This window comes from Chamaesiphon minutus PCC 6605, assembly GCF_000317145.1.
Classification (GTDB): domain Bacteria; phylum Cyanobacteriota; class Cyanobacteriia; order Cyanobacteriales; family Chamaesiphonaceae; genus Chamaesiphon; species Chamaesiphon minutus.
The window spans coordinates 3416288-3442888 of the sequence record NC_019697.1 but is presented as its reverse complement, the minus strand read 5'-3'; the positions used below and the strand labels follow the sequence as shown (position 1 = coordinate 3442888).

32 protein-coding genes are annotated in these 26601 nt (G+C 44.8%); 11 read left to right on the top strand and 21 right to left on the bottom strand.

Annotation, left to right across the window (positions count from 1 at the left end; genetic code table 11):
- Positions 1-35: 35 nt before the first annotated feature.
- Positions 36-1850: a translation elongation factor 4 gene (gene lepA / locus CHA6605_RS15780; protein WP_015160421.1), complete on the top strand. Its 1815-nt coding sequence runs from the start codon at positions 36-38 to the stop codon at positions 1848-1850.
- Between the two features lie 236 nt (positions 1851-2086).
- Here lepA and CHA6605_RS34220 read toward each other — a convergent pair whose 3' ends face one another.
- The 3 genes from CHA6605_RS34220 to CHA6605_RS15770 all read right to left on the bottom strand — a co-directional run bounded on the left by CHA6605_RS34220 (position 2087) and on the right by CHA6605_RS15770 (position 3287).
- Positions 2087-2263 carry a hypothetical protein gene (locus tag CHA6605_RS34220; RefSeq protein WP_015160420.1) on the bottom strand — a complete coding sequence of 59 codons (177 nt, stop codon included), beginning with the start codon at positions 2261-2263 and terminating at the stop codon, positions 2087-2089.
- Between the two features lie 205 nt (positions 2264-2468).
- On the bottom strand, positions 2469-2675 hold the full coding sequence (locus tag CHA6605_RS15775) for a hypothetical protein (protein WP_015160419.1): 207 nt from the start codon (positions 2673-2675) through the stop codon (positions 2469-2471).
- Positions 2676-2714: 39 nt separating this feature from the next.
- Positions 2715-3287 (bottom strand): NADAR family protein, encoded by a 573-nt coding sequence (locus CHA6605_RS15770; protein ID WP_015160418.1) that lies wholly within the window; start codon positions 3285-3287, stop codon positions 2715-2717.
- A 178-nt stretch (positions 3288-3465) separates the two neighbouring features.
- Here CHA6605_RS15770 and CHA6605_RS15765 point away from each other — a divergent pair, with 178 nt between their 5' ends.
- Together CHA6605_RS15765 and CHA6605_RS15760 are read left to right on the top strand one after the other, a co-directional pair.
- On the top strand, positions 3466-4260 hold the full coding sequence (locus tag CHA6605_RS15765) for a class I SAM-dependent methyltransferase (RefSeq protein ID WP_015160417.1): 795 nt from the start codon (positions 3466-3468) through the stop codon (positions 4258-4260).
- 90 nt (positions 4261-4350) lie between these two features.
- Positions 4351-5067: an HAD family hydrolase gene (locus CHA6605_RS15760; RefSeq protein WP_015160416.1), complete on the top strand. Its 717-nt coding sequence runs from the start codon at positions 4351-4353 to the stop codon at positions 5065-5067.
- 17 nt (positions 5068-5084) lie between these two features.
- Here the strand turns inward: CHA6605_RS15760 and CHA6605_RS15755 are convergent, their stop codons facing one another.
- A complete protein-coding gene (locus CHA6605_RS15755) occupies positions 5085-5546 on the bottom strand; it encodes a hypothetical protein (protein WP_015160415.1) in 462 nt (153 codons plus the stop codon).
- A gap of 213 nt (positions 5547-5759) precedes the next feature.
- Here CHA6605_RS15755 and CHA6605_RS15750 point away from each other — a divergent pair, with 213 nt between their 5' ends.
- Entirely contained in the window at positions 5760-7193 is a 1434-nt protein-coding gene (locus tag CHA6605_RS15750; RefSeq protein ID WP_015160413.1) for an MFS transporter, read from the top strand.
- A 10-nt stretch (positions 7194-7203) separates the two neighbouring features.
- Here the strand turns inward: CHA6605_RS15750 and CHA6605_RS15745 are convergent, their stop codons facing one another.
- A complete protein-coding gene (locus CHA6605_RS15745) occupies positions 7204-7662 on the bottom strand; it encodes a hypothetical protein (protein WP_015160412.1) in 459 nt (152 codons plus the stop codon).
- A 102-nt stretch (positions 7663-7764) separates the two neighbouring features.
- On the opposite strand from CHA6605_RS15745, the gene CHA6605_RS34215 reads away from it, so the two are divergent.
- Positions 7765-8202, top strand: a complete 438-nt coding sequence (locus CHA6605_RS34215; RefSeq protein ID WP_157260007.1) for a hypothetical protein — start codon at positions 7765-7767, stop codon at positions 8200-8202.
- 150 nt (positions 8203-8352) lie between these two features.
- Here the strand turns inward: CHA6605_RS34215 and CHA6605_RS37315 are convergent, their stop codons facing one another.
- The 4 genes from CHA6605_RS37315 to CHA6605_RS35110 all read right to left on the bottom strand — a co-directional run bounded on the left by CHA6605_RS37315 (position 8353) and on the right by CHA6605_RS35110 (position 10503).
- Positions 8353-8724, bottom strand: a complete 372-nt coding sequence (locus tag CHA6605_RS37315; RefSeq protein WP_157260006.1) for a transposase — start codon at positions 8722-8724, stop codon at positions 8353-8355.
- Between the two features lie 35 nt (positions 8725-8759).
- Positions 8760-9455 (bottom strand): transposase, encoded by a 696-nt coding sequence (locus CHA6605_RS37310; protein ID WP_198288354.1) that lies wholly within the window; start codon positions 9453-9455, stop codon positions 8760-8762.
- Positions 9395-9961, bottom strand: coding sequence for a helix-turn-helix domain-containing protein (locus CHA6605_RS15730; protein WP_041547411.1), 567 nt, complete (start codon positions 9959-9961; stop codon positions 9395-9397). Before CHA6605_RS15730 ends, CHA6605_RS37310 begins: the two co-directional genes overlap by 61 nt.
- Positions 9962-10068: 107 nt before the next feature.
- Positions 10069-10503, bottom strand: a complete 435-nt coding sequence (locus CHA6605_RS35110; RefSeq protein ID WP_198288353.1) for a transposase — start codon at positions 10501-10503, stop codon at positions 10069-10071.
- A 314-nt stretch (positions 10504-10817) separates the two neighbouring features.
- Between CHA6605_RS35110 and CHA6605_RS15720 the strand changes: the two genes are divergently transcribed.
- Positions 10818-11486: a hypothetical protein gene (locus CHA6605_RS15720; protein ID WP_015160410.1), complete on the top strand. Its 669-nt coding sequence runs from the start codon at positions 10818-10820 to the stop codon at positions 11484-11486.
- Positions 11487-11607: 121 nt separating this feature from the next.
- Here the strand turns inward: CHA6605_RS15720 and CHA6605_RS15715 are convergent, their stop codons facing one another.
- Positions 11608-12795 carry a PQQ-dependent sugar dehydrogenase gene (locus CHA6605_RS15715; protein ID WP_015160409.1) on the bottom strand — a complete coding sequence of 396 codons (1188 nt, stop codon included), beginning with the start codon at positions 12793-12795 and terminating at the stop codon, positions 11608-11610.
- A gap of 122 nt (positions 12796-12917) precedes the next feature.
- Between CHA6605_RS15715 and CHA6605_RS15710 the strand changes: the two genes are divergently transcribed.
- Positions 12918-13268 carry a helix-turn-helix domain-containing protein gene (locus CHA6605_RS15710; RefSeq protein WP_041549485.1) on the top strand — a complete coding sequence of 117 codons (351 nt, stop codon included), beginning with the start codon at positions 12918-12920 and terminating at the stop codon, positions 13266-13268.
- Between the two features lie 15 nt (positions 13269-13283).
- Here the strand turns inward: CHA6605_RS15710 and CHA6605_RS15705 are convergent, their stop codons facing one another.
- From CHA6605_RS15705 to CHA6605_RS35105, 11 genes are all read right to left on the bottom strand, one after another.
- Positions 13284-13925, bottom strand: coding sequence for a hypothetical protein (locus CHA6605_RS15705; RefSeq protein ID WP_015160407.1), 642 nt, complete (start codon positions 13923-13925; stop codon positions 13284-13286).
- 287 nt (positions 13926-14212) lie between these two features.
- The gene (locus CHA6605_RS15700) at positions 14213-14449 is read right to left on the bottom strand and encodes an IS4 family transposase (RefSeq protein ID WP_086936230.1); all 237 of its coding nucleotides are present in this window, start codon (positions 14447-14449) and stop codon (positions 14213-14215) included.
- On the bottom strand, positions 14443-15102 hold the full coding sequence (locus tag CHA6605_RS15695; protein ID WP_041548146.1) for an IS4 family transposase: 660 nt from the start codon (positions 15100-15102) through the stop codon (positions 14443-14445). Before CHA6605_RS15695 ends, CHA6605_RS15700 begins: the two co-directional genes overlap by 7 nt.
- 5 nt (positions 15103-15107) lie before the next feature.
- Entirely contained in the window at positions 15108-15674 is a 567-nt protein-coding gene (locus CHA6605_RS31715) for a transposase (RefSeq protein ID WP_051038651.1), read from the bottom strand.
- Positions 15671-16453 (bottom strand): transposase, encoded by a 783-nt coding sequence (locus CHA6605_RS31710; protein ID WP_051038653.1) that lies wholly within the window; start codon positions 16451-16453, stop codon positions 15671-15673. Before CHA6605_RS31710 ends, CHA6605_RS31715 begins: the two co-directional genes overlap by 4 nt.
- 78 nt (positions 16454-16531) lie before the next feature.
- The gene (locus CHA6605_RS15685; protein WP_315874948.1) at positions 16532-16738 is read right to left on the bottom strand and encodes an IS4/Tn5 family transposase DNA-binding protein; all 207 of its coding nucleotides are present in this window, start codon (positions 16736-16738) and stop codon (positions 16532-16534) included.
- A 367-nt stretch (positions 16739-17105) separates the two neighbouring features.
- On the bottom strand, positions 17106-17540 hold the full coding sequence (locus CHA6605_RS15680; RefSeq protein ID WP_015160406.1) for a ferritin-like domain-containing protein: 435 nt from the start codon (positions 17538-17540) through the stop codon (positions 17106-17108).
- A gap of 99 nt (positions 17541-17639) precedes the next feature.
- Entirely contained in the window at positions 17640-18260 is a 621-nt protein-coding gene (locus CHA6605_RS15675; RefSeq protein WP_015160405.1) for a (2Fe-2S) ferredoxin domain-containing protein, read from the bottom strand.
- Between the two features lie 581 nt (positions 18261-18841).
- Complete coding sequence (gene panD / locus CHA6605_RS15670; RefSeq protein ID WP_015160404.1) at positions 18842-19222, bottom strand: aspartate 1-decarboxylase; 381 nt, start codon at positions 19220-19222, stop codon at positions 18842-18844.
- Positions 19223-19470: 248 nt separating this feature from the next.
- Positions 19471-19983 carry an inorganic diphosphatase gene (locus CHA6605_RS15665; protein WP_041549483.1) on the bottom strand — a complete coding sequence of 171 codons (513 nt, stop codon included), beginning with the start codon at positions 19981-19983 and terminating at the stop codon, positions 19471-19473.
- Between the two features lie 110 nt (positions 19984-20093).
- A complete protein-coding gene (locus tag CHA6605_RS35105; RefSeq protein ID WP_041548142.1) occupies positions 20094-20405 on the bottom strand; it encodes a TLTLP motif-containing protein in 312 nt (103 codons plus the stop codon).
- Between the two features lie 266 nt (positions 20406-20671).
- On the opposite strand from CHA6605_RS35105, the gene CHA6605_RS15655 reads away from it, so the two are divergent.
- The 4 genes from CHA6605_RS15655 to CHA6605_RS15640 all read left to right on the top strand — a co-directional run bounded on the left by CHA6605_RS15655 (position 20672) and on the right by CHA6605_RS15640 (position 26187).
- Positions 20672-21400 carry a TIGR02466 family protein gene (locus CHA6605_RS15655; RefSeq protein ID WP_015160401.1) on the top strand — a complete coding sequence of 243 codons (729 nt, stop codon included), beginning with the start codon at positions 20672-20674 and terminating at the stop codon, positions 21398-21400.
- A 218-nt stretch (positions 21401-21618) separates the two neighbouring features.
- The gene (locus tag CHA6605_RS15650; protein ID WP_015160400.1) at positions 21619-21972 is read left to right on the top strand and encodes a hypothetical protein; all 354 of its coding nucleotides are present in this window, start codon (positions 21619-21621) and stop codon (positions 21970-21972) included.
- Between the two features lie 179 nt (positions 21973-22151).
- Positions 22152-23195, top strand: coding sequence for an agmatinase family protein (locus tag CHA6605_RS15645; protein WP_015160399.1), 1044 nt, complete (start codon positions 22152-22154; stop codon positions 23193-23195).
- 580 nt (positions 23196-23775) lie between these two features.
- Positions 23776-26187, top strand: a complete 2412-nt coding sequence (locus CHA6605_RS15640; RefSeq protein ID WP_015160397.1) for a heavy metal translocating P-type ATPase — start codon at positions 23776-23778, stop codon at positions 26185-26187.
- The last annotated feature ends 414 nt before the right edge of the window (positions 26188-26601 follow it).

Sequence of the window (26601 nt, the reverse complement as noted above, 5' to 3'; positions counted from 1 at the left end):
ATCTCTCTACATCCCCCAACTCCTCAGACTTGATTATGACCAATGTGCCTGTTTCGCGAATTCGCAACTTTTCGATTATCGCTCACATCGACCATGGTAAATCTACTCTGGCCGATCGATTGTTGCAGGATACTGGTACCGTTAGCAATCGGGAGATGAAGGAACAGTTTCTCGACAATATGGACTTAGAGCGGGAGCGGGGCATTACGATCAAACTCCAAGCCGCGCGGATGAATTATCGCGCTCTAGACGGGCAAGATTACGTCCTGAATCTGATCGATACACCCGGACATGTAGACTTCTCTTATGAGGTGTCTAGAAGCCTATTAGCGTGCGAAGGGGCGTTACTCGTCGTCGATGCTTCGCAGGGTGTAGAAGCACAAACATTAGCTAACGTCTATTTAGCATTAGAAAGTAATTTAGAAATCATTCCCGTCCTGAATAAAATCGATTTACCAGGAGCCGAACCCGAACGTGTTAGAGCGGAAGTTGAAGAAATTATCGGGTTGGATTGTAGCGGGGCGATTTTAACATCAGCCAAGCAGGGGATAGGGATTCAAGAGATTTTAGAATCGGTAGTGACACTGGTACCGCCACCGCGCGATACGATCGACGAACCATTACGCGCGTTGATTTTCGATAGTTATTACGACAGCTATCGCGGCGTAATCGTCTATTTCCGCGTCATGGATGGCAGCGTCAAACGCGGTGATAAAGTCCGACTAATGGCTAGCGGTAAGGAATATGTCATCGACGAACTCGGTATTCTTTCCCCCACTCAAATTGAAGTGGACGAACTGCACGCTGGGGAAGTAGGCTACTTTGCGGCATCGATCAAAGCTGTCGGCGATGCGCGGGTGGGAGATACGATTACGCTAGTGAGCAAGCCAGCACCCAACCCACTCGATGGTTATGCCGAAGCCAAGCCGATGGTATTTTGTGGGTTGTTTCCGACAGATGCAGATCAATATCCAGAGTTGCGCGAAGCTCTCGATAAATTACGGCTAAATGATGCCGCTCTCCAATACGAGCCAGAAACATCAAGCGCGATGGGTTTTGGTTTCCGCTGCGGATTTTTGGGACTTCTGCACATGGAAATCGTCCAAGAACGCCTGGAACGAGAATACGATCTCGACCTAATTACTACCGCACCTTCGGTAGTTTATCGGGTGACAGACAATCACGGTACGCAAACTTATATCGATAATCCGAGTACGCTCCCCGATCCCAATCATCGCCAAAAAATAGAGGAACCCTACGTCAAGTTGGAGATGATTACACCCGAAGAATACGTCGGGACATTGATGGAACTGTGCCAAAACAGGCGCGGTGAATTCAAGGATATGAAATATCTCACCAAAGGGAGAACCACGGTAATTTATGAGATGCCTTTAGCTGAAGTCGTGACAGATTTCTTCGATCGCATGAAGTCCAATACGCGCGGATATGCGAGTATGGAGTATCAACCGATCGGTTATCGCGAAAATCATTTGGTCAAATTAGATCTGATGATCAATGGCGATCCCGTCGATGCCCTAGCGATGATCGTCCACCGCGATAAGGCATATAATGTCGGTCGAGCGATGACTGAAAAGTTAAAAGAGTTAATTCCCCGTCACCAGTTTAAAGTCCCGATTCAAGCCGCGATCGGTAGTAAAATCATCGCTAGTGAAAATATCCCCGCACTGCGAAAAGACGTACTCGCAAAATGTTATGGCGGTGACATTTCGCGGAAGAAGAAACTGCTCCAAAAGCAAGCCAAAGGTAAAAAGCGGATGAAGTCTGTAGGTACGGTAGATGTCCCGCAAGAGGCATTTATGGCGGTATTGAAACTGAATAAAGATGCTTAAATTTCTTTGAGAGTTGGACATAGATGAAATTCAGAGTAGGGGCAATTTATGAATTACCCCTACTCTGAATTTTATAAAATGTAGGGTGGGCAGTGCCCACCATCACAATCTCAAGTAATTCTCACATGTTTATTCAATAGAAATATTCTGAAACCTAGATGCTGGGCAATGCCCAACCTAATATTATATTTAGATGTTTTTACCTGCGATCTTTTCTCTCATATTGACTGGGAATTTTAGAGATATAAATATAAGCCAAAACAAATAAGTGCCAAAACTAAAAACGTCCAACCACCATCTAGCACAGCAGTTTTTTCTGCTGTTGTATCTGGCATCCACAAACCAAAGCAGCCCATTCCTACAGACAGAATACTAAAAAAACAACCCAATCCAACCAATAAAATATGCAACATCGCTCGATAATTTACAATTTGGTTTAGTTCTCTATTCTTAAACTCTAACCTAATCGTGCAATTACATAAATTTGACTCAATCGATAAATTCTGGGATAAAACGCAGACTTATTTGCTACAGCATGAGGAGAAAAATAATGAGATGGGGCGTTACGCTAAAGCGATAATATATCCTGCAAATTGTATCAATCAACGCCTTCTTACTCTATTCGATCGAGATTTGGATATTCAGGAAATCGATGTTGGGTAAAACATCTGCAAATCCTATACCCGATTCAATCGGATATCGAACATCTGCTAGCTCCTTGGGAACGGCACCACCTTCATTAGACTCAAATACACCTACACAACCGTCTGCATCGATCGCAAACCAAGTCGCATCCATACTATGAGCGGCTGGGAAATCTGACATTTTTGAATAAAATCTATAGATACATTTTTAGCGATCGTTCTAGTCGCTCTCACCATCGAGTAACCGCGATCGAACTTCCATTAATGCAAAACCTAACAGATTCAATCCCGCCCAGCGGCGTGGATTTTTAGCATCAGGATTATCGGCTGCGATGCCGATTCCCCAAATACGATCGTCGGGGCTAGCTTCGACGATAACGCGAGTTTTCGTATTTAAGAGAAATTCTTTAAATGCTTCATTCTGAGAGAACTTAGCGAGATTTCCACGCACGACAATATCGAACCGATGTTCTTCCCAAGCTTTATTATCAAATCCTTTAACTCCTCTCCCAATCCGCTGTGTATCTTTGGGATGTTTAGCCTTAAGAATACTTTGCTCGGCGGCGAGATCGTCAAATAATCTGGCTTTAGATGCCATCATAAAATGTTCGGCAGTCGGATAAACTATCTCATCGATCGTGAATTTAGAGCCAAACCACTGACTGAAACAACTTTTTGTTACCGAACCATCTTTACTGGGTTGATGCCCCCAAAATAACAGATATTCAGCTTTATTTCCTCCGTCAAGAGAATCGATTAAACTTTGTCTATCTCGACACTTTTCTACGCTCATACTTATTTAGACTAAAAAATAAGACATCTCGATCGTTATGTATGGTCAAATTGTAACATCGAGTCATGCTGTGCCCGTAAGAATCGATAGGTGCTTTAGGCGATCGGGATTTCGAGCTATATTGTAGGAAATATCGATCGACACAGCGGATCGACTGAAAATTTTATTCAATATTATTATGGCGAGCGGGCAAGATACTTTGTGGGATCGATTTCTCTCACCTGTGATTCGAGGATTATTGGATAAAGAGCAGATGCTGGCTTTGCGCGATCGGATTGCATGGCAGAATACAATCGATCGCTATCAATTACCAACATTTGTTTACCCTGAGTACTATCACACTCAAAATTATCACGGGATCGAGGGTGGGTATCTGACACAGACGGCGGCGATTACCTACGATCCGATTACTCAGTACGTACTCCCGCCCTACGAACCGTGGATACGGCAGAGTTTAATCGACGGAATTCGCACTCAGCCTCGCAAAATCCTCGATCTGGGCTGTGGCACTGGCTCGATGACGATTCCCCTCAAGCAAGCCTTTCCAGGTGCAGTCGTGACGGGTTTAGACCTATCTCCATATATGTTGGCGGTCGCAGAGGATCGAGCTAAACAAGCAGATGTAGCGATCGAATGGGTGCATGGTACGGCAGAATTGACTCAGTTTGAAACGGGTAGTTTTGACTTGGTTACTGCTGCGTTACTATTTCATGAAACCCCGCCAGCAGTGGCTCAAACTATTCTCGCTGAAGGTTATCGTCTGTTAGCTCCAGGTGGCGAAATCGCGATCCTCGATGGCAATCAACACACTCTCCGGAGCCTAGATTGGTTGAATAATATCTTTGAAGAACCCTACATCCAAGCATACGCCGCAGGTAATCTCGACGCTTGGTTGGGCAAAGCCGGATTTGACGATGTACGGACGAAAGATGTATTCTGGCTCAATCAAGTTAGTACGGGGGTTAGGCTTTAGGCTTTAGGTTTTAGGCTTTAGACTTTAGGTTTTAGGGGCGCAAGCGTCCCAACTATCAACTATCAACTATCAACTATCAACTATCTAAGTGTGGTTTTAAAAGCAGTTTTATTTGATTTCAACGGGGTAATTATTAAAGATGAAGCGATTCATCGGGAGCTAAATGATGAGTTGCTCATTGGTGAAAATTTACCGCCACAGGGTAAAGAATTTTGGAGAGTATGCGTAGGTCGTAGCGACAGAGCGGGTTTGACAGAATTATTAAAACTACGGGGACGATTTGTGACTGATGAATACCTGGATAAATTAATAGCGAAAAAAGCGATTGCCTATCGTCAGAAATTAGAGCAGCTTGAGACGTTACCAATTTATCCAGATGTCGTCCCGTTTATCGAGCAAATGTATAACAGCCAATATAAATTGGCGATCGTCACGGGGGCGATTCGATCGGAAGTCGAGCTAGTAGTCCAACAAGCTCGGATCGGCATGTTTTTTGATACGATTGTCGCGGGTGATGATGTCAGCCAGAGTAAACCAGATCCGGAAGGTTATCTTTTGGCAGTCGAGCGATTAAATAAACTTCATCCCGATCTGAATTTATTACCATCCGAATGTCTGGCGATCGAAGATACTTTTGCGGGGATTGATGCAGTAAAAGCCGCTGGCATTCAAGCAGCAGCGATCGCACATACCTATCCCTTTCATATGTTGCAGCGACGAGCAAATTGGACGTTCGATACTTTTGGTGATTTAGAATTCGATCGAGTTACTAAGTATTTTGAATCTGGAACATCAAAAGTAGAATAAATAATTTCGCTCTCAGACTACCGAATGCCAAAATCCAGTAAAATTCGTCTTTCTTTAGCTGCAATAGCTAGATAATTGGACTTTTCTTGGGCTGTTAGCTTCCAGTTTACTTGTCGCTTGCCAAATTCACCAGAATTCCACTCGACTACTGGCTGTCCATTCCGAAATCCTACTCCACCCGTACCTTCCCACATCGAGAGCTGTACTAGTTTGCCCTGATGGTATTCACTCACGCTCAAGGGTGTACCATCATTACTCGCTCTGAGAAAAATTGGTTTTCCTTGTAAAATACAGAGTTCGTAGACAATTTTATTACCACCTTCGACAACTGTTCTCGATCGCATTTTACATCGATCGCTGCCGACACTTCGGAACTGAGCGAGTTGAGTTTTGATAAAATTATCGTATGTGTCGGCTGAAGCAACTAGCGGTAGTCCTGAGGCGATGGTGACGATTGCTGCTGCTAGTAATTTTTGCATGTCTTGACGATCTCGATTGAGGATGTTCGGGGTTTAGTCGTTGTTGCCAATGGGGTCTATTCTAAAGAATAGAGCATAGAGGGTAAAGTAAAGGATAAGTAAGACATATAGACAATAAATCTTACCAAAATAAGAGCGGGAACCTCCGCGATCGCGCGCCGCAATTAGCAATTCTTGAATACTCACCATCGGCGGCAAATTAGCCGCATATTTATGAATCCTCCTGCTGAAACGTCCAAATTACCCCCGGTCGAGAAAATGACCTTTAGCACCAAATTTGCCTATGGTGCAGGCGATATTGGGGGCGCAGTAATTGGGATTTTATTACTCTCGTACCTCTCACCATTTTTTACCGATGTCGCTCATTTGTCGCCGGGATTAGCAGGTGCTACCCAACTAGTAGTCAGAGTTTGGGATGCCTGCATCGATCCGGTAATAGGCATTATGAGCGATCGCGGCAATATATTTGGAGCCAAAATTAGAGCACAATGGGGGAGACGCTATCCCTGGATGTTAGTTGCGGCGATTCCCTTTGGAGTCTTATTTATCCTTCAATGGTCGATTCCGTTTCCCAACACCAATCAGTGGGGTTTATTTGGCTTTTATACCCTGGTATCGATGTTATTGGGGACATTTTTCACGATGTACAGTCTCCCCTATAGTGCGCTGACAGCCGAGTTGACAGAAGATTACAACGAACGAACTAGTTTAAGCAGCTTTCGATTTACGTTCTCGTTGGGGGGAAGTATCCTCGCTTTACTGATTGCCAGAATCGTTTTTCAACAAGTAAAAGATCCCGTGACAATTGGCATTATCTGTGCGGTTATTTCTGTCATTCCAATTTTTTATTGCGTATGGGGTACGCAAGCACGCGCCCAGCTCGTCAACAGACACCAAGCCGCCAGAGTCGAACATCCCGATCCCCTACCTCTGACAGCGCAATTGCGATCGGTATTTACCAATCGTCCGTTTATGTATGTCGTTGGTATTTACCTTTGCTCTTGGTTTAGTTTGCAACTAACCGCCGCAATTATTCCCTACTTTGCCGTCAGTTGGATGGGCTTACAACAAGCTGATTCTCCGCTAATAATCCTCGCAGTTCAAGGTACCGCATTAGCGATGTTATCAGTCTGGAATAAAATCTCCCAAAGAGTTGGCAAAAAAGCAGTTTATTTCATGGGAACGGGGTTTTGGATAATAGCTCAATCGGGTTTATTTCTGATCCAACCCGGTCAAATTGTGATGTTATACGTACTCGCGATCGTGGCAGGATTGGGCGTTTCTACGGCTTATTTAGTGCCGTGGTCGATGTTGCCAGATGTCATCGAATTAGACGAACTCGAAACCGGACAACGCCGCGAGGGATTGTTTTATAGCTTCATGGTGTTCTTACAAAAAATCTGTCTGGGTGTCGCGCTAGCTGTCATTTTACAAAGTTTAGAATGGACTGGCTATCGTCATCCGACGGCGGCTATTCCCTCCCCAGATCAGCCGTTTGCCGTACTGCTGGCCATTCGCCTCGCAATCGGGCCGATTCCGACAGTATCATTGATTGGTGGTTTAGTTCTGGCTTATTTCTATCCCATCACCCGCGAACGCCACCAACAAATTCTCTTACAATTAGCCGAACGCCGGAAGAAATTATAGATTTGGGGGCCTATTTCTGGATTAATAGCTGTTTTAATAAAACTTCAATTTCTGTTCGCGATCGACTATCTCGATCGATGACTTGAGTTAAAATTTGTCGGTCTTTAACTCGTTTATAAATTATTCCGGTACCTTTGGCTCGACCGTTTTTTCCATTCCCGACCTGAATCGATTTGCGATCTAATGCTCGATCGATCATAGCTGCCACCTGTCGATATTGTCGATCGGTTATCTTTACTGTTTTAGGTGCGCCGCCGTCATAGTTTCCGCTCGAACTCTCCGCTCTAGTAATCGGACGATACTCGATCGACCCTCGATCGATAAGATATAAATTACCCGACCCATCCGCATATTGATATTCGCCTCGATCGATCGTTGTTTGTGACGATTTGAATGGGTTGGCGATCGCTGGGATGGCGAAAATTGGCGACAATAGAATTAGGGTGAGTGTCAAAACAATTTTTTTCATGCGTCGCTCGTCGGAGGAATTGTGCAAGCAGTCTTTTCAAAATGGAGGTACTAGATTTACATTAGCATCAATATTCAGCATAGTAGTGTGGGGATCGCCAAGTTGCTAGTACGAGACGGCAAAAATGAAGCTACCATTTCTTGCCAACTCTCCCTGTCTTGTCTTGTCTTGCACAATCCGGGAGAGAACCTCCCGACCGGAGCGCATCCGCCAACCGTCGGAAACCCGCCGTTGGCGTTGGCGTTCGCGAAGCGTTCTCGAAGAGTAGCTTGCCGTAGCGGCGCACGTTTCTGCTTTCGCAGAGGCTACGCCAACGGCGGGGTTTCCCGCCGTAAAAAGCGCGACAAGACAGGCACAGCCACTCCGGAGGAGTTACGCGCATCGCTCCCCACTCCCCACTATCCTCAATTACATAACTTACAAAATATCGGGACGATTATCGCGATCGATATTAATAATTGTCAAAAAGCTGGGTATGTTAATAATGTGGGAAGAAAATCGGACATCACGCGAGAGCGCGTGGTGTCTTACTTTATCTAGCGGTCAATATCTTGTATCCGACACCTTTTAATGTATTGCCGAAGCTGAATTAATCTGCGTAGATCGACAAATAGATTTAATTTTGGCTGAGGCGAACGAATGATATTTTTCTGGGATATACAGCAAATTGCGATCGAACGTGCCACAAAATCAGCGAATTTTTTCCAGGTACAGACCACAATGATGGAACCAACTCAAAGCATTATCATCAGTGATCCTATCGATTGCCACCGAGATCGCTCGCTCGAGATGAGCGGTAGTCCGAGCACCAATAGAACGAAGAATTTCTTTCAATTTAGACCAACATAACTCAATCGGAGATAAATCTGGCGAATAGGGCGGGAGAAATTTAACGCTCGCGCCAACAGATTTAATCAACTCCTCAGCGAGCTTAGCGTGATGTCCGGGGAGATTGTCCATGACGACAATCGCACCAACCCACAATTGAGGTAATAAAACTCGTTCGATAAGTAGCTGGGCGTAATTAAATATAAGATATCGTGTAGGGTGGGCACTGCCCACCAGCTAGTATAGAGCGGCGGAAATAAACCAAGTATCTAAGAGGTTAGAGGTTTACCCTTGTAAGTCCATTTGAAGGGTTTGGCCATCGTAATGTTAAAGTAGTCCACAAACTCATGGATCCGGGCTTTCAAGTGATTTGTACTGGTAAAGCTACCGCGTCGTAACAATTTCCGTACTAGAATCCCAAACCAGATCTCAATCTGATTCATCCAAGAACAATGTTTGGGCGTGTAATGAATCACTAGCCGATGGTTTGGGTCGGCTAAAAATTGCGCTCGCGTCTCCATTGACTTCAAAATCCCCGACTGACCTTTAACACCCAGCTCCTGTGGAGTTGTCTCTAATCCGGCCACCAGCCTAACCAGCGTCTCGGATTGATGGGTATTGAGACAATCCATGACCAAATGGTATTTTGCGGCAGTGGGATATTGTGCTAAGGAACGGGTGACATGCTCGGCGAAATCAGCTTCGGTTCGAGTTGCGCCCACACTGGCCAACGCAATTCGACCAGTTGCCACATCGAAACTGGCAATTAATGATTGAGTTCCGTGTCGAGTATATTCAAACTCTACACGTTCGCACTGTCCTGGTTTCATCGGAATATTTGGCATAGTTCTCTCCAGTGCTTGAATCCCAGTCATTTCGTCCAGGCTGAGGGTGACTTCTCCTGTCAGCGCACGTTGGGGTGCTTGTTCGTAGACACGACAGATGTGTTCAACTTTGTGCCCCAATTCTGGGTCGGGGGGGGATGCAACCAGTAACTACTCTGGTGGGGTTTGAGTTCGGCTTCAGCTAGGAGTCTGCCCACATGTCGCTGGCTAATCGATGCGACGATGCCCTGTTTTATCAGTTCGGCGGCTAATTCTCTGCTCGTCCACTGACTGATGGGACGGCCGTACTGTTCGGGCGGGGCACATGCGATGGCGTATAGTTGTGTGATTTGTTCGAGGGTGAAGGTGGCTGGCGCACCTGGTCGCACGGCATCCATCAGCCGCTCGATGGCTGGCAGTTGTCGATCCTTCAACTCCAACCATCTGTTTCGCCATAATCTACTCATATCCTTGCTAATTTCTAATGTCTCAGCAATCTCACCGTGACTTTTCCCTTGGGCTGCCAAGACGATGATTTTGGCTCGGAGTGCGATTTGTTGTGGCGTTTTCTTGCGCTTGAGTAGTTGTTGTAGTTCGGCTTGTTCTACTTCATTGAGTGTAATTAGGGCAGCGGATAATCTTGGCATCCTCTGTGTTCCTCTCATTTTGATGAGCTGCTTTCAATCATAGGTCTATTTACGCCGCTCTGTACTAGGTTCCAGACATAATCTATCTTATAAATAATTGCATCTACCTACTTATCAACTAAAAAACTCGCAGTATCCAGCCCGCCCGTTAATGTCATAGTGACAATTAATCCTTCATCACTCATTGCGCCAATTAAGGTCAGATTTTTACCACGTTTGCCAGGACAATCATCATAGACTCTTACACCCCCTTCACCGCGACCATAACGCCTATTCATTGAGAGGTTGACACCTGTTTCATCGATAAATACCAAGTTTCTGACATCAACTTTATCTAACCATTGTCGCCACTCATATCGTAAATTTTTAACTCTGTGCGTCTGGCGTTCGCTGTCGATTAGAGTTTTTTTTCTTCTTAACTTCCAGCGCTCTAAGGTGCGGCATAAACTAGAAGTGCTGACTTTTATCCCTAAATCTGATTCAATTACTACCTGCATTTCTCTCAAGTAGATGTCATTTTTTTTAGCTATTATTTGCTTCAAAAGTTCTCGATCGCTAGCTTTGAGCTTCGACCGACGATCTCCGCCTCGCGGTTTAGGGGCAATCTCTCCTGTTTTCCGGTACTGACATAATCAGTTCCTGATGAAAGATAAGCTTACTTTAAATCTTGCAGCTAAGACTCGCTGCGAACCTTCTTGATTTCGATCCGCTTCTAGTATTTTTGTTCGCAAATCTAACGAGTATGCTGCTGCCATATTTCATTTTTATCTACCTTCCTCTATCTTCCTCTACTTGTGGTTCATTCGATCTCAATTTGCTGTAAATATCTATGTTAAAGCTTTACTATTATTAAGCAATGGGACTTTTGATTATTGTTGGAGATTTGGCTGAATTTCTGGAGGGTGATGAGAATTACAATCTTGATGAACCTAATGAAGAAGATATTGAGGAATACAAGGAAATATATCGAGCTTTAGATCGTTTCCTAATTCGTTGTGGACTTCCAGGACATCAAGAGCCAGAAATCCTCGAAAAGATTCCATATCGGGGTGAATCTGATAATTTTACATATCCTTGCCTTCATTATTTACGTCGAGCTTACGTCTATAAAAGAAAGGGATTGACGGTTAGACCCTTTGAAGGCGAATTAGCTTCCAAAGATTCACTTCTTGCTGCTGAGTATAATTTGCAATCGTTAGATTCGCATCTAGTTTATCATTCTGACTGTGAAGGTTTTTACGTTCCTATAGATTTTACTTCACCACTTATTGCATTAGAAGAAGATGATGTGTTGGGTGATATCGTCGGATCGAGCTATGGTTTACTTCGAGAACTAATCGAACTTGCACCAGCTATTGATATCCTACTCAACAATGGAGACCTCAGTGAAGATAAGATCGCTAATCTTATCTTCGATCGCCATCGCGATGGCCATCAATTTGAAACCGAGCGGTCTGTATGGTTTTCATTATTTGAAGCTGCACGTAATAGCATCAATTATAAAACGGCTATTCGGTTTGGCTAAATAAAAGACATGATTTATTTAATAAATATTTGCGCTTACTTACTTGTACGATCGACTAAAAGTTAAATAAATTATGGAAATATGATTAAATTATTAGCTATGTCTAGCTGAATTTTGTATTTTAACTTTTTGCTGGTTCTAACCGGATGAGTTGACCGTTAAATTCATCGGTCAAAATATACAATAACTCATCGGGGCCTTGACGGACATCTCTGACCCGCGAGCCGATTGAGATCTTCTCTTGGTTGACGACTTTACCATTAGCATCTAGCTCGACTCTGCGGACTGCTCGATCGACCAATCCACCTGCAAAGAGATTTTTTTGCCATTGAGGCAATCGCTTTCCATTGTAAATGGTCAAACCCGAAGGTGCGATCGCGGGCGTCCAAACTGCTTTGGGATCTTCCAATCCAGGTAGCGATTTATTCGGTGAAATCTCTCTACCAGATCCATACTCTTTACTATAGGTAGCCAGCGGCCAGCCGTAGTTTTTGCCTTTTTGGACTAGGTTGAGTTCGTCACCACCACTCGAACCGTGTTCTGTTGCCCAAATTCGCTTGGAAACTGGGTCGAAGGTCATACCTTGAATATTTCGATGTCCGTAGCTCCAGATTGCTGGATCGGTATTCGCCGTTTTGACGAAAGGATTATCGCGGGGAATCGAACCATCATCTTTGAGGCGAAGGACTTTACCGAGATGGCTGCGCCGATTTTGGGCTTGAAAGCGGGGTAATTTACCCTCGATTTGCAGTGGGGGATTCCCACCATCGCCGATCGCGAGTAACAGGGTATTATCGGGTAGCCAAGTAATCCGCGAGCCGAAATGTTGCGATCCGGGTTTGACGGGAGTGACTTCAAAAATAACTTGCAGATTTTTGAGGTTTTTGCCATCAAATACGGCTCTTGCCAGTCGCGTGCGATTGGCGGTATCGTTGCCGTGAGCGTAGGTGAGATAAACCAGCCGATTTTTGGCAAATTGCGGATGGATCGCAATATCCATCAATCCCCCCTGACCGCTGGCAAATACCGCCGGAACGCCGCCGATTGGCGTAGGATCGAGTACGCCATTGCGCACGATTCTCAGCCGCCCAGGCCGCTCGGTGACGAGCATGGTACGATCTGGTAACCAAGCCACACTCCAGGGATGTTCTAAGCCGTTTACCACTGAGACTAGACGATAATTTGCCTGGGTATTCTGACTGACTTGAGATTTTTGGGCATTACTAGAACAAGCCAGACTAGATAGCACTGCGAACGCGATCGTTTTCAATGCTAGCGATCGCCAAGAAAATTTGGTGAGGATATTCACAACAAGTTACAGATTGCTAAGATACTTCGGCGATCGGTTACTCTCGATCTATTTATATTTTTACATCCTTTTCTAAGTATTCAGGTCAGACGAGGTAGATGCTGCAACTATTTGAGGTTAATATGTGCGATTTACAGCCAATTAGAGATCGAGAAACTCATCGAGCGGCTTTGACTGAGATAGAGCGGTTATTTGATGTGCCTGCGGGAACGCCAGAGTTTGACAGGTTAGAAATTTTAGTGACCCTGGTGGAGGCATACGAACGCAAATACGAGCCGATTTTACCACCAGAACCAATCGAAGCTATTCTTTACTACATGGAAAGTCGCGGATTGACGAGGCAGGATTTGGAACCTGCGATCGGTAGTCGCGCAAGAGTGGCAGAAATTCTCAATCGCAAGCTTCCATTAACATTGGAGATGATTAGAAGGCTTCATGAGCAGCTAGGAATTCCAGCGCAGACGCTGATTTAGCCTTACTAATTGGTATCAGTATGAGGGAATTTTATTTGATGTCAACATTGCAATTCTAGCTTCCTCGATAGCTATTGGCCATGCTGTTAGCTTCTCGGCATCAACTTCTAGAGCGCACGACCACCAATCAGGAACGAAGCTGGAATAGTGTTCAAAACTATGACAATTGCTACACCACTGCCATAAATAACCATTTGCAATAAATTTGTGTCCCTCAAACACCCGATCTATGGGTGTCCCAACTTGATACCAATGATGTAATGAAACTGTACCGCAAATTGGATAAGGTGCCGATAAATTCAATGATTCTTGAGAATCATGGGATTCATAATATATGAGTTGCCACTGTTCTTGATATTCAGCAGGTACGCCAATCCAATCTCTTGGATTCTGAAGAATACCTTCAAATCCAAAATTAAGTTCTTGACCCCTTTGTTTTGGTTTCCATCCTCGATCGAGTGCGTGAAGAATTGCTTTCCGAACGAGCCAAGGAGAAATAATATTTCCATGCTCTACCCAAGTTATCATTCTCTGACCAGGATTTTCGGCACACTCCACCACAATTCCTAAGCCAGGTTCGTCATCTGGTTGTACGATCCAGCGATACTCAATATCATCGACTGTGATTAATCTCGTGCCTTTCTTTGCTATTGCCATTTCAAACGTCCCAATAGTGACTATTATCGACAATCTTTAGAGGATGTCTGAAAACTCAATTCCGTTAAGCTTAAACCCTAGAAAATCCCCCCTAGCCCCCCTTAAAAAGGCTACCGTGTATACACAAGTCTGATTGACTTCGTTTCTAGATCTAAATCCCCCAAACCCCCTTAAAAAGGGGGCTAAGATCCGGTCAAAGTCCCCCTTTTTAAGCTATCCATTACCCACAGATCGTGTATTTTTTGCACTGCAAAAAATACACGATCTGTCCCGTAAATCGAGAAGTTCTAGATGGGATGCAGAGCTGCATTGAGTAATCTCCACATCTTGACTAAATCTGTCAACCGAGAGAATCCACGCCAAATTGTCTTAACACCAGGTACACCATCACCAGCACGGGCTAAAAAACCACCCAGTTGAGCAATCCACAAAACGGCTTCCCCCAATGATGGTGGCTGTGCTAGTGGCACAGGAGAACCTAGATGATGACAAGCTAAAGCTTGCCATTCATCTGGTTCTAAGATGCACTCACAAGAAACGGCGGGAAATCAGTCTCTGTCGCTAAGATGACATTGACTGTTACTGGTGGCAATGACTGGGCAATTGTCCGATTCGCTGGTTGATAAATAGTCATACTCATGAACTGAATATTGAGTCTGGCAATTCTTGCGGCACTATGAGAATTTCGCTTAATCTCCACATTCATTTCACCCGCAATCGGTGCCGCCTCAATCGTCGGAATTAGATAGGATAACTCACTCTCAACTCTCCGATTATGACAGGCACGAATCAGAAAATCACCATTGTTATTACTGGCTTGACTGAATAAATCAAAAATGTCTGCTGCTCGGTCTGCTACAGTAATAATTTTCTGTTTACCCTGAGTATTAATGACTGTTTGTTGCTGGGCTGTCAACCATCTTTGACTTTCTTTTTCACTAGTTTCTTTCTGTTTTCTTTTGTGCTTTTTACCAATTGTCTCAAGATCTCTAGTCCAAATTTCTTGTCCTAGTACACCCAAGGGAACGCCCTCACCGCTGACGGCTAGTGTTGTATGTACCTTGATTCCGCGTAAATAAGCTGCCTCTAGATGTCCTAGTCCTTGAGTGTGTGGATGGTGTGTAAAATCTAGATCCGTTGGATCTTGAATAGCTAAGATGATTTCCTCATCTTTCATTCTGTCTAGCAGCCTGTCGGAGAAACACATTTAATCCCCATTAATCGATGCAAACGTCTGAAATTGTAGGCGAGGCAGACAAGATTCCATTCTCCGGCTGCTTTGGTCAAGCCTCTTAAAGAGAACTGGCGAAACCCTATTGTTTCTTTGATAATACCAATAATCGGTTCGACGGTACACTTTCGTAACCGATAAAATGCTCTTCCTTCATCGGTTTGCAGCTTGTATGCCATCTGTGCTTTCAGTGTTGCCGCTGCCACTGGTGGATCTGGTTGTTGTGACAATATAGTTTGCCAATAATCCTGATGAGAATGCCGCCCGGTAGCTATGTATGGCTCAATTTGACGTGTCTCCAAACCCTCAATATTAGTCACGCTGAAGTAGCCAGTATCTAATGCTGCTCGCTTGGGCTTGCCGACTCTACGATCGATCGCATCGACAGTTGGTAGTGCATCAAGTTGGTCATTAGGATGATTGGATAGAGTGTTGGAAATAATTAATAAAGCTTGATGCTCGATCGCAATCTGACCATTATAATGCTGGTCAAAGCCTTTGTTACCACTATTTTTCATGATCCGTGATTGAGGATCGGTGAAATTGTATTGCGCTCGATCGGTGATGGCAAAAAAGGGGGTGATGGAACCCTTCCGCTCGGCTTTTTCCCTGTTTTTTCAATATATGCTGCTCGTTCTGCCATTTTTTCAACGTATTTAGACTGGTCTAATTCGTATTGCTCTTGCGCTCGATTATGTAATTCTTGTTTTGCCTTCTCAAGATGAGCTAATCGCTCCTTCCTCCGCGCAATTTCGGCAACAACATCGACTTCTTTGTCTATCTTAATTCCATCTGCTTTTTGACCCAATTTTATCAATTTTTCCACTTCCGTTCGTAATTGCATCTGAATTTCTTCTAAACGTTTGTGGCTCACTGCCTTACTTTTGGACGCATCTGCGTGAATCTTTGTCCCATCAACACTAATGTCTTCAACTTTCAATACATTAGCTGCAACTGCCATTTCCAATATTTGTACAAATAGTTCTTTAATCTGTTCTAGAAATCTACTCCTAAAGTTGGCAATCGTATCATGGTCTGGATGTAAGTTACCAGCTATAAATCGAACTGGCATTGATTCGTAGCTCGCTTTTTCCAATCCTCGCGAACTAAAGATTCCAGTCGCGTAACCGTATACAAGCATTCCTAACAAAATTTCTGGTGCAATTGGTGTTCCACCCTTGGCTCCATATGCACTATAAATACTACTGAGGTCGAGTTGAGCGATCGTTTGCACTACAAATCGGGCAAGATGGTCTGGTGGCAAGCATTCTTCGATACTCACTGTTTGTTTTAGCATTGCCTCGTAATCTACCGTTTTGAATTTCCGCACCAATCGTTTTACCCTTAGTAGTCTCCCGATCCTAACCGAAAAATCTTATCTCCGACAGGCTGCTAGCGTACTTAATTGACCAGCGGCAATAATTTCGTTGAAATCCACTTTTTTATTGTCCCAAAATCGATATGCAGCTTTGGTCTTTGCCCAGTTTCCGCAAGCCAGTGGGATACTTTCAGTTGGTTTACAACTTAGTTGTTCTACTAAAGTAATTAATCTCTGCTTCAGCCGCACATCTTTCATCGACAGATATCTTAGCTCTCATGCTACCCAAGTTTCCATTTTTGACCTCTTTTTTGATGATTTATAACTCGATTCTAACTCAACTCTAGTCAGTTATTGGTTCTTGGGGACAGATCGTGTAATATTCGAAATGCAAATATTACACGATCTGTGGGTAATGGATAGCTTTTATAAGGGGAGGTTGGGAGGGGTAGAGATATATAGCAGTAATTAAAATAATTGGTATAAATTACCTGCGGCGATCGCTAACCAGTTTAATTGTGAATCGAATATCACGATAGGTGCGCCTGAAATAAATGGGTAATCGGGGTATTTTGCTATTATTTGCAGCTCCTGCTGAAATTGAGGCGATCTCGCCTCAATCGCGCGAATCTCAACTAAAATCGCGCAACATCTTTTTAATTTCAATGTTGTGTAATTCTTCGGTACCAATCATCGTGCGCGCGAACTCTTCCAGATAGATACTGGCATCTTTGACAACATCGAGGAGTTTTTTGTACATATCCAAAGCGTTTTTTTCGTGAGATAAGCTTTCTTGCAAAATGTCCTTGACAGTGTGTTGGTAGGTTTCTTCCATGGGGGCAATTTGAAGCGAAGGATGACCTTCTAAGCCCGTGAGAATCTCGCCGACTTGTTGGGCGTGAAGGAGCGATTCAGTTGCCTGGGCTTTAAAAAAATCGACGATCGGAATCCGATTTGGGCCAGTAATCATCAGCGCATAATGTGTATATCGTACTACTCCTGCCAACTCAAGCTCCATGATGGAACGCAATACAGCTAGCGTTTTTTCTCGGTCTAATTCTTGCATGTTCTCAAAGCCTAAGTTATGGGTATCTAGCCGCAGCAGGTATTTGCCGCTGCGATAAAAAATTATCGCTAGTTTTGCGGTACTAATAGTATCGATCGATTATAGTGCTGTAACGATTGCTTGGGCTGATGACAATTTGATGGGGAAATGTTTGGCTAAAATTGCAGCGACTCGATCGGGTTGAATTTGGCGGTAATGAGTTTTGCCCGGTAATACTTCGCTAGCCGGACTAGTAACGATCGCTTGTGGCGCGGCTTTACATTGATGCAGGCATTTGACCGATTGAATTTCGACTCGATCGGTTAAATCATAGGCTTCGATATATGCTTGCATTGCTTGACAGATCTGTCCGCTGCCCCGTCTCCGACAACTCGAACCCTGACAAACTTGAATTTTAGTGGGTGTAGCTGACTCAGTAGCAACTAAACTGCTCTCCTGCGGTGATGATGGTGCGATACCACTCTGGTTTGGCGTCAATAACTGTTTGACTTTTAGTTTGCGCTTACCTGTCTGTTTACAGATCTGTTCCTGACTCATTAGTGTCAGCCAGATTCCTGGCTGCCAATCTTGAATTTGGGGACGGAGACTTTTGGCAACTTTAACTCGTTCTTCGCCACGAACGGTAGCAATGTTGAGATAACGATGGGGCGTGCGATCGTCTGCCCAGCCTAAGAATTGACCTACTAACGGTTTGATGAGTTTTTGGTAATGCTTGCTCATGAGCGATGTTTTCTAAAGATAGTTGCTCGATCGAATGCTAATTATTCTTAATTAGCTTTGGAAAATTTTGGTAATTATTACTCGCGGCAATCGAATTGCGAGTAACAGAGCTAAAAACTCTCAGTCCGTGCCGGATCTCAAGTTCGGGAGAAAATCGTCAAAACTAGGCTGGCATGAGACGATCGCCATCTCGTGTCAATGACCGATCGGGAATAGAGCTAACCGATCGTTTTTGACATTAATGCTCATTAGTGTCGCTGTCAATAACTATATCGGATCGGGGGACAAATGACAACTGTTTGCAATTACATAGAAGCAGAAAATCGATATTAGCGATCGCCATCGCCAGACTGTAGCCGTCAAAACGTCAGCTTCATTGCCAAATGTGCGTGACAATCTGTAATCTTAGATTGCCCACAGTTAGGAATTTACGGCGTAAATTTAGTTACTATTTTGGCGGGGAGCGGGGAGAGTTGGCAAGAAATGGTAGCTTCATTTCTGCCGTCTCATAATAGTGGTAAAAGTTCTAATTGGCGGAATGGCCGAATCTAACGATACTTGAGATCGTCATAATTGCCAATTTAGTTCAATCCCGTCGGGATATAAGATTGGAGCTTGGTCATGCGATTGAGATCGTCCACGATGACTACTTGAGGATGGTGGTGAGGAGCTGCTAATTCATCAAATTGGGCATATGTCATAATAATCAATTTATCGCCTTTGACGCCCAATCTCGCTGCCGCACCATTTAATTCGATCGCTCCCGAACCCGGTTCAGCCGCAATCGCATACGTAACAAACCTTTCACCGTTGTTGACGTTGACTACATGCACTTGTTCGTAAGGAACGATGCCAACAGCTTTCAATAACAGCTCGTCGATACTGATGCTACCCATGTATTGAAGGTTAGCATCGGTAATCGTACAACTGTGAATTTTGGCAGCCAATAAGGTGCGATGCATAAGGGTGGATGGGTGGATGGGTGGATGGGTGGAGAGGTGGATGGGTAGAGGGGTGGATGGGTGGATGGGTAGATGGGTAATGGATGAAGAGATCAACGTCGTTACCTCGTTGACGAGCAGAGGATAATCGTCATTTTTCCCTCTTGCCAATCTACCCTCTTCCCTATTACCTATTACCCATTACTTCTATGCCTAGAGCCTAAAGCTTAAAGCTTAAAGCCTATTCCCTATCCCCTATGCCCTATCCCCTACTTCTTAGCAGCAGCGACACCTTCTTGAACTAATGGCATAACGGAATCGACATCGCGCCAGCCGAGGATTTCAGTTACTTTCTTTTCGAGATTTTTATAAGTCTTGAAAAACTCAGAAATTTCATCCAGACGATGTTGGGGGACGTCTTTGAGCGATTTTACGTTGGCATAACGCGGATCTTTATCGGGAACGCAGAGAATTTTCTCATCGCGATCGCCACCATCGATCATTTCTAACATGCCGATCGGGCGTGCGGCAATTACACAACCTGGAAAAGTCGGTTGATCCATCATTACCATCCCATCGAGAGGATCGCCGTCATTACCCAAAGTATTTGGGATAAAACCGTAATCATAAGGATATTGTACCGAAGACGATAACACTCGATCGAGTGCCATGGCATTCATGTCTTTGTCAAATTCGTACTTATTCTTACTTCCAGCAGGAATTTCGATTAAAACGTTGATAATCCCGTATTTAGGTTGAGCGGGAATGAGGGATAAGTCCAAAATCAAATGCTCCAATATTAAAACTATCGAGAGGATCGCTCCCCCCGATCGCATTTTACTAGGGATTGGGAATTGGATAAAGCTATTGGCGTCCGAATCTAGTGTTTATTTCATTCGGTGAGCACTGCTGGGGGTAAAGCTGGTAAAGATTGGACTTGGACGCGGCTAGCTGGCGAGTAGTGAACGATCGCAGCGACTGGTAAGATCAGTGTAAAAATCGCGATCGCGCTACCCCAGAATTCACCCCACTTTTTTGGAGGGGGTTCTGTTGTAGATTTGCCAGACGGGGCACTTGATTCCATGTGATAAATTATGTTTAACTCGACATTGGTGCTAATTCTCAAAACTGAAGAGGAGAAATATAATTGCACCAACAATCCCATTTTACCCAACAATGGCTGGAGAGTTGTTACATAACTCACAATTATTCGTAATTGTGTTAGTTTTCACTCCGCAATTTTTCCCAATTCTGAGATACTAGGCGAACAGAGGGATCGCTCTATCTCTGGCACAGTAACCTTTTGATGCCTGTTCTTCTTTCCGCGATCGTCTGACAGCTCGACTATTGGGACTGGCGATCGATATCTAAGTAAGTACGATCGGGATTTAAGGATTTAAGGACTGACAGGATTAGGTTGTCGGTACCTATTACTCATCCACCCCTCCACCCTTCCACCCCTCTACCCCTATGCCGATCGAGACTTTATTTCCACTAGCAATTTACTATGAGGATCTAGCAGACGCTCCCAAACATCAACAAAAATTGCTCTCTGCGGTACTACAATTGGAGCGCGATGGCGCAGAACGCCGTAATTATCCAGAAATGGCTTGGACGGGGGATCTACACGGAGTAGAGCAAATTCATACCAATCCTGATTTTGGGTGGATTGTAGAGCAAATAGAGCGGCATACAGCGATCTATTTACTAGAATTGGGCGTGGATCTGAGTAAAGTAGACCTTTACATTCAACGGGCATGGCCGATTGTCTCGCGTACCGAACAAGAAATCGGTTCGCATTGCCACAATACCGCCCATATTAGTGCTGTTTATTACATTAAAGTACCAGCGGACGGTACTTACGATCCGGGGCGACTGGTGTTCTTTGACGATGCGCGCGTCAATGAAGTCAGTCCGGGTTTGGGCAGCGAGAATACAGATATCGTTGCCGAAGATAGCTATTTCAATCAGCTTCAGGCGGCTTACGTGCCTGTGGAAGGGAGGCTTTTATTATTTCCAGCTAAACAACGCCATGCAGTTACAATGAATGAGACTGAAGATTTGCGAGTATCGCTATCGTTCGATATAGTGCTCACAGCAACTGGGAGCGCATCTGGAGCTTACGAATTTTTGACACCGCCACCCCAGCAGTGGCAAAAATTTAAGTCATCTCACAGCGCATCGATCGAGCGAATTTGACTTTTGACTAGACTAAAGGTAATTGCTAGGCGGCGGTGGGGAACATTAAGCAAAGTAAACAGAGTATTTTGGTAATAGTGAGGTCGATAAGTTGAGTCACTACCCCAATTATCTTACTTATCATCAGATCTACTCATCAGACTAGCAGTTGACTAAACTTGCATCGATCGCTTAGTGTGCATATTTAAGTAGTTTTAGCCTTTAAGTTTAATTAATTTATGAAAATATTTTTACTATTGTTTCTATCAGCACCTACAGTTTTGAGTGCGATCTTACCAGTAGTGACTGCTGCACCTGCTGTCGCTGCCGATCCCAAGCAACCTACAGATCGAGGTAAATTTTGTGTCAACACTCACGGTAGACTCGTGTGCGTCAAGTCTTCGCAGTTAGCTAGTAATAGTCCTACACGAGCGGCACTCATTGCTAAAGCCGAGGCTGAAGCTAAAGATCCCGATGCTTTCGTTAATTTCAGTAATGAAGAAAGCGATGCGGCGGCGGCGATGTTCGGTTGCGATTGCCCTGCTTGTATCCGCTCCTTGCGACAATTGCGGACGATGGCGCAAGTTATTTAAGCGTAAATTTGGATCGGTGATGTTCGAGTAATTGCGCCATGAATATGGCGGATCGATCGAGCATGGCTTAATGCGCTGCAATATAATGGGAAAAGTACGGGTCGTCTTGAGCTAGAAATAACGCTACAAAGAATTTGAGACGATCGACCCTAATATTCGCATGGCAATCGAAACCAACTATGTCCGAACATCGACCCTCAACTAATCTCGATAACTACGATCCGAGCGATGTCGGTCGAGTTAATGGTAACTTATTCGGCTTACCATTCGATGCAGAATCGGCAAAGACGATCGTGTTTGGTGTGCCTTGGGAAGTAACTGTTTCTTACAATCCGGGGACAGCAGCCGCACCACAACAGATTCTCGATGCTTCTCCACAATTAGATTTATACGATTTCGATAACCCCCAAGGGTGGCAAGGTGGGATTTACATGCCGCCAGTCGATACAGATTTACTTGCCAAAAATAGTTACTATCGGCAACAAGCAGCCTTAATTATCGATCGATTAGAACGCGGTGAATCGCTCAACACAGAGCCAGATTTGACACCCATATTAGCAGAGATAAATCGAGCGGGTGCCGCACTCAATCAATGGTTATTCGATCGCACTCAATCAGCAATTAGCAAAGGAAAAAAAGTTGGCGTCATTGGTGGCGATCACAGTGTGCCTTTGGGGTACATGCAGGCTTTAGCGACTCATTATCCCGATTTCGGGATCTTGCATATCGACGCGCATTCAGATTTGCGCGATGCTTATGAAGGCTTCGAGTTTTCTCATGCGTCGATTATGTTTAATGCACTCAAAATCCCCCAGATTTCTAAACTAGTACAGGTGGGAATTCGGGATGTTTCTAAAGTAGAAATAGATACGATCGATCGATCGCAAGGACGCGCGATCGCTTATTATGATTCGCTTATCAAACAACAGCTCTATGCTGGTACTACTTGGATGAGCATTTGCCAAGAAGCGATCGCCCATTTACCCGCTAAAGTTTATATTAGTTTCGATGCCGATGGACTCGATCCCAAACTTTGCCCGAATACAGGTACACCAGTGCCTGGTGGCTTAGAATTGGAGCAAGCTTTTTGTTTGTGTCGTGAAGTAATTCGGAGTGGCAGAGAGATTATTGGCTTCGATCTGTGCGAAGTGGGAAATGCAGAATGGGATGGTAATGTTGGTGCAAGAATCGTTTATAAATTAATCAATTTGATGAATTTATAGATCGATCGTAGGTGCTAGAGAGGGAGGGCGGGTTTGTTCGATATCAGACAGTAAAATCGATATTAGTTAGCATAAACCCGCCCCTACAGGTTATGTATATGAATGTGTTAAATATTATGCAAATTCACGGATCTGTAGGGGCGGGTTTATGCTAGAGATTTTCGCCTATTACCACAGAATTCAAACAAACCCGCCCTCCCTCACCAGCAACTCTTAAATGTGTTCCAGAGCGTTTTAATTCAGTCGATCGAAGTAACAATATTAGATTTGTCCGATCTGATGCAATTTTGGGCATAATAAGATCGGATTTTTAAGGTGACTCGATCGAGCCTGTAATGAATATGGAGACAGCTAAATCTCAGCTATCACTAACTTTACTATTTGATTCTTTGCCAATTATCGATCCACAGCAATTAGCAAAAAATTATTATTTGCGATTGTGAAGGCGACGATTCGAGCGCGGTAGAGCACTTACGCTCGATCGAAGTCTTCAATCCAACAACCTCTGATAATAACCTTGGGGTTGGGGCAGGTTTTCTTCTAACGTTGTAGATTAAGAGTGGAAATCTAAATTCCCCGTATGATCGAACGTACTTCAACTCCAGCTACCATCGCCGAATCACCCACAAATACGATCGTCCTTGATGTCACGGGGATGAAGTGTGCGGGGTGTGTAAGTGCTGTCGAAAAGCACCTCCTCAACCAAGCAGGCGTAGAATCCGCTTGTGTCAATCTGCTGACTGGTGTCGCCGCAATCTCTACAGCAGCAACCACCGTTACAGCTAGCGAACTTGCCGCTAAACTCACTGCAAGTGGGTTTCCCGCACAACCCCGCACCGTTGCCGAATCCAACGATCGCGCCATCAGGCTGCAACAGAGACAAGATAAATACGCCCAAGAATCGAAACAACTGGTGTGGCAGCTAATTACTGCTGGCGTTTTACTAGTATTATCCGCCGTCGGACATTTTACTCAACCGACTACCCACCTACATCACGGTAGCGCGGTACTGACTAACTTTTGGTGGCATTGGGGTTTAGCCACGCTCGCGATCGCGTTTCCAGGCAGAGCGATTCTTGTGGATGGTTGGCGGAGCCTGTGGCATGGTAATCCAAATATGAATACCCTCGTGGGTTTGGGGATAATTACTTCTTATACAGCCAGCGTCGTCGCTCTATTATTGCCGGGTTTGGGCTGGGAATGCTTCTTTGAAGAACCCGTGATGATTATTGGGTTTATCACATTGGGGCGCACCTTAGAACAACAGGCAAAACATCGCGCGGCGACTGCATTCGATCGATTATTATCCTTGCAACCGACAGTTGCCCGCTTGGTGAGTGCCAATCCCGATCGTCCCCAAGCCATCGAAATCCCTGTAGAACAGGTCAAAGTCGGCGAATACTTACGAGTACTCCCAGGCGAAAAGATCCCTGCTGATGGGGCAATTCGGTGGGGACAGACGACGATCGATGAGTCGCTAATTACGGGCGAATCGATTCCGCTCGTCAAACAGGCAGGCGATCTCGTTATCGCGGGGACGGTAAATCAATCTGGGGCAATTTCGATCGAGGTAACGCGCACTGGCGACGATACGACGCTTTCGCAAATTATCGCCCTGGTAGAAGCCGCCCAAACTCGCAAGGCTCCAGTGCAGAAGTTAGCCGATACCGTTGCTGGCTATTTTACTTACGGCGTATTGGCGATCGCGATTTTAACAGGACTTTTTTGGTACTTTATCGGCATCCATAATCCCAATCTAATGCCGCCAGTTTCGACGCTTGCGCCGCTCAAAGCCGCGATCGCGGTGATGGTGGTAGCATGTCCTTGTGCCTTGGGTTTGGCTACGCCGACGGCAATTTTAGTCGGCACGGGGATTGGAGCCGAAGCTGGATTATTAATTAAAGGTGGCGATGTCTTAGAAGCAGTGCAACAGTTAGATACTGTGGTATTCGACAAAACGGGGACACTAACAGAGGGTAAGCCCCAAGTTACAGATATTTTTAGCCCAGACACAATGAGCGCAACTGAATTATTGAGACAAGCGGCGGCGGCAGAAAGTGTCACCAATCATCCCTTAGCCGTAGCCATTCAACAAGAAGCCGCACGACTGGAACTCACCTTGCCAAGCGTACTCGAAGCACATACTGAAGCTGGATTAGGTGTATCCGCAAAGTTGTTGACAAATAATGGAGAAAACCAGGTAATTGTGGGCAATCAACCTTGGTTAGCCGCGCGCGGGATCGAGATTGGCGAAGATTTGCAAGCAGTAGCCGATAAGCTGACACTCACAGGTAAAACTGTCATGTATGTAGCAATCGCCCCAGCCACAGATCTAGAATTAACAAATCTCACGATCGGCTTAATTGGTGTAACCGATCGATTGCGCTCGGATGCGATCGAGACAGTCAAACAATTACAAGAACTCGGTTTGCGCGTAGTTCTACTCACAGGCGACAAAAAACCAGTCGCCAAACTCATCGCCGCCGAATTAGGCATCACCGATATCTATTCCGAAGTCCTCCCTCAAGACAAAGCCCGAATCGTCAAATCTTTACAAACACACCCACTCGCGCATAGCTTTGAAGATCGACAAATTGAGTCCAGTAAATCCCCAATCCAACATCGAGTAGCAATGGTTGGCGATGGCATCAACGACGCACCAGCACTAGCTCAAGCAGATTTGGGCATTGCCCTCAATGCGGGTACCGATGTTGCAATCGATGTTGCCGATATTATCTTGATGCGCGATCGATTATTAGATGTCGTTTACGCGATCGAATTATCCCAAGCAACGCTTACCAAAATTCGTCAAAACCTATTCTGGGCAGCAATTTACAACATCATCGGCATTCCCGCTGCCGCAGGTGTACTATATTGGTGCGGCTGGGGTACGATGCTCAGTCCTTCCGCCGCTGGCGCGTTAATGGCATTGAGTTCTGTAAGCGTGGTGACTAATTCACTGTTATTGAAATTAAACCACAGACGAAATTAATTAATTTTTAGCCCTTTCCTAAAGGTGTAAATCGGGCGGTAAAAAATTTGCGCGAGTGGGTAAGCGTAAATAGTTAAAAAATGGATACGATCCACCCAGAATACTGCTAGGCTTCAAAATACCTGTGAGTCTCGATCGATGCTATAACAGAGAAGAAAATACAGCATAAATTACCTGTGGCTGGCTTTAGGAAAATGCACAGTTTACTAGATCGGCGTCGCTACACCCACAACCTGAACGGCTCCGCACTGCGGGAGCCACAGATCGATCTAACCCAACTCATAGCTAGAATTTCTCGTCGCAGCCGACGACATTTGCTTGTCTTGACGCGCTACTTGGTTCGCTGGTGTAACACATGGTTCGCGAACCTCCGCTTGGTTACATTCGCAACTTAATTTGGCACCTGCACGCAAA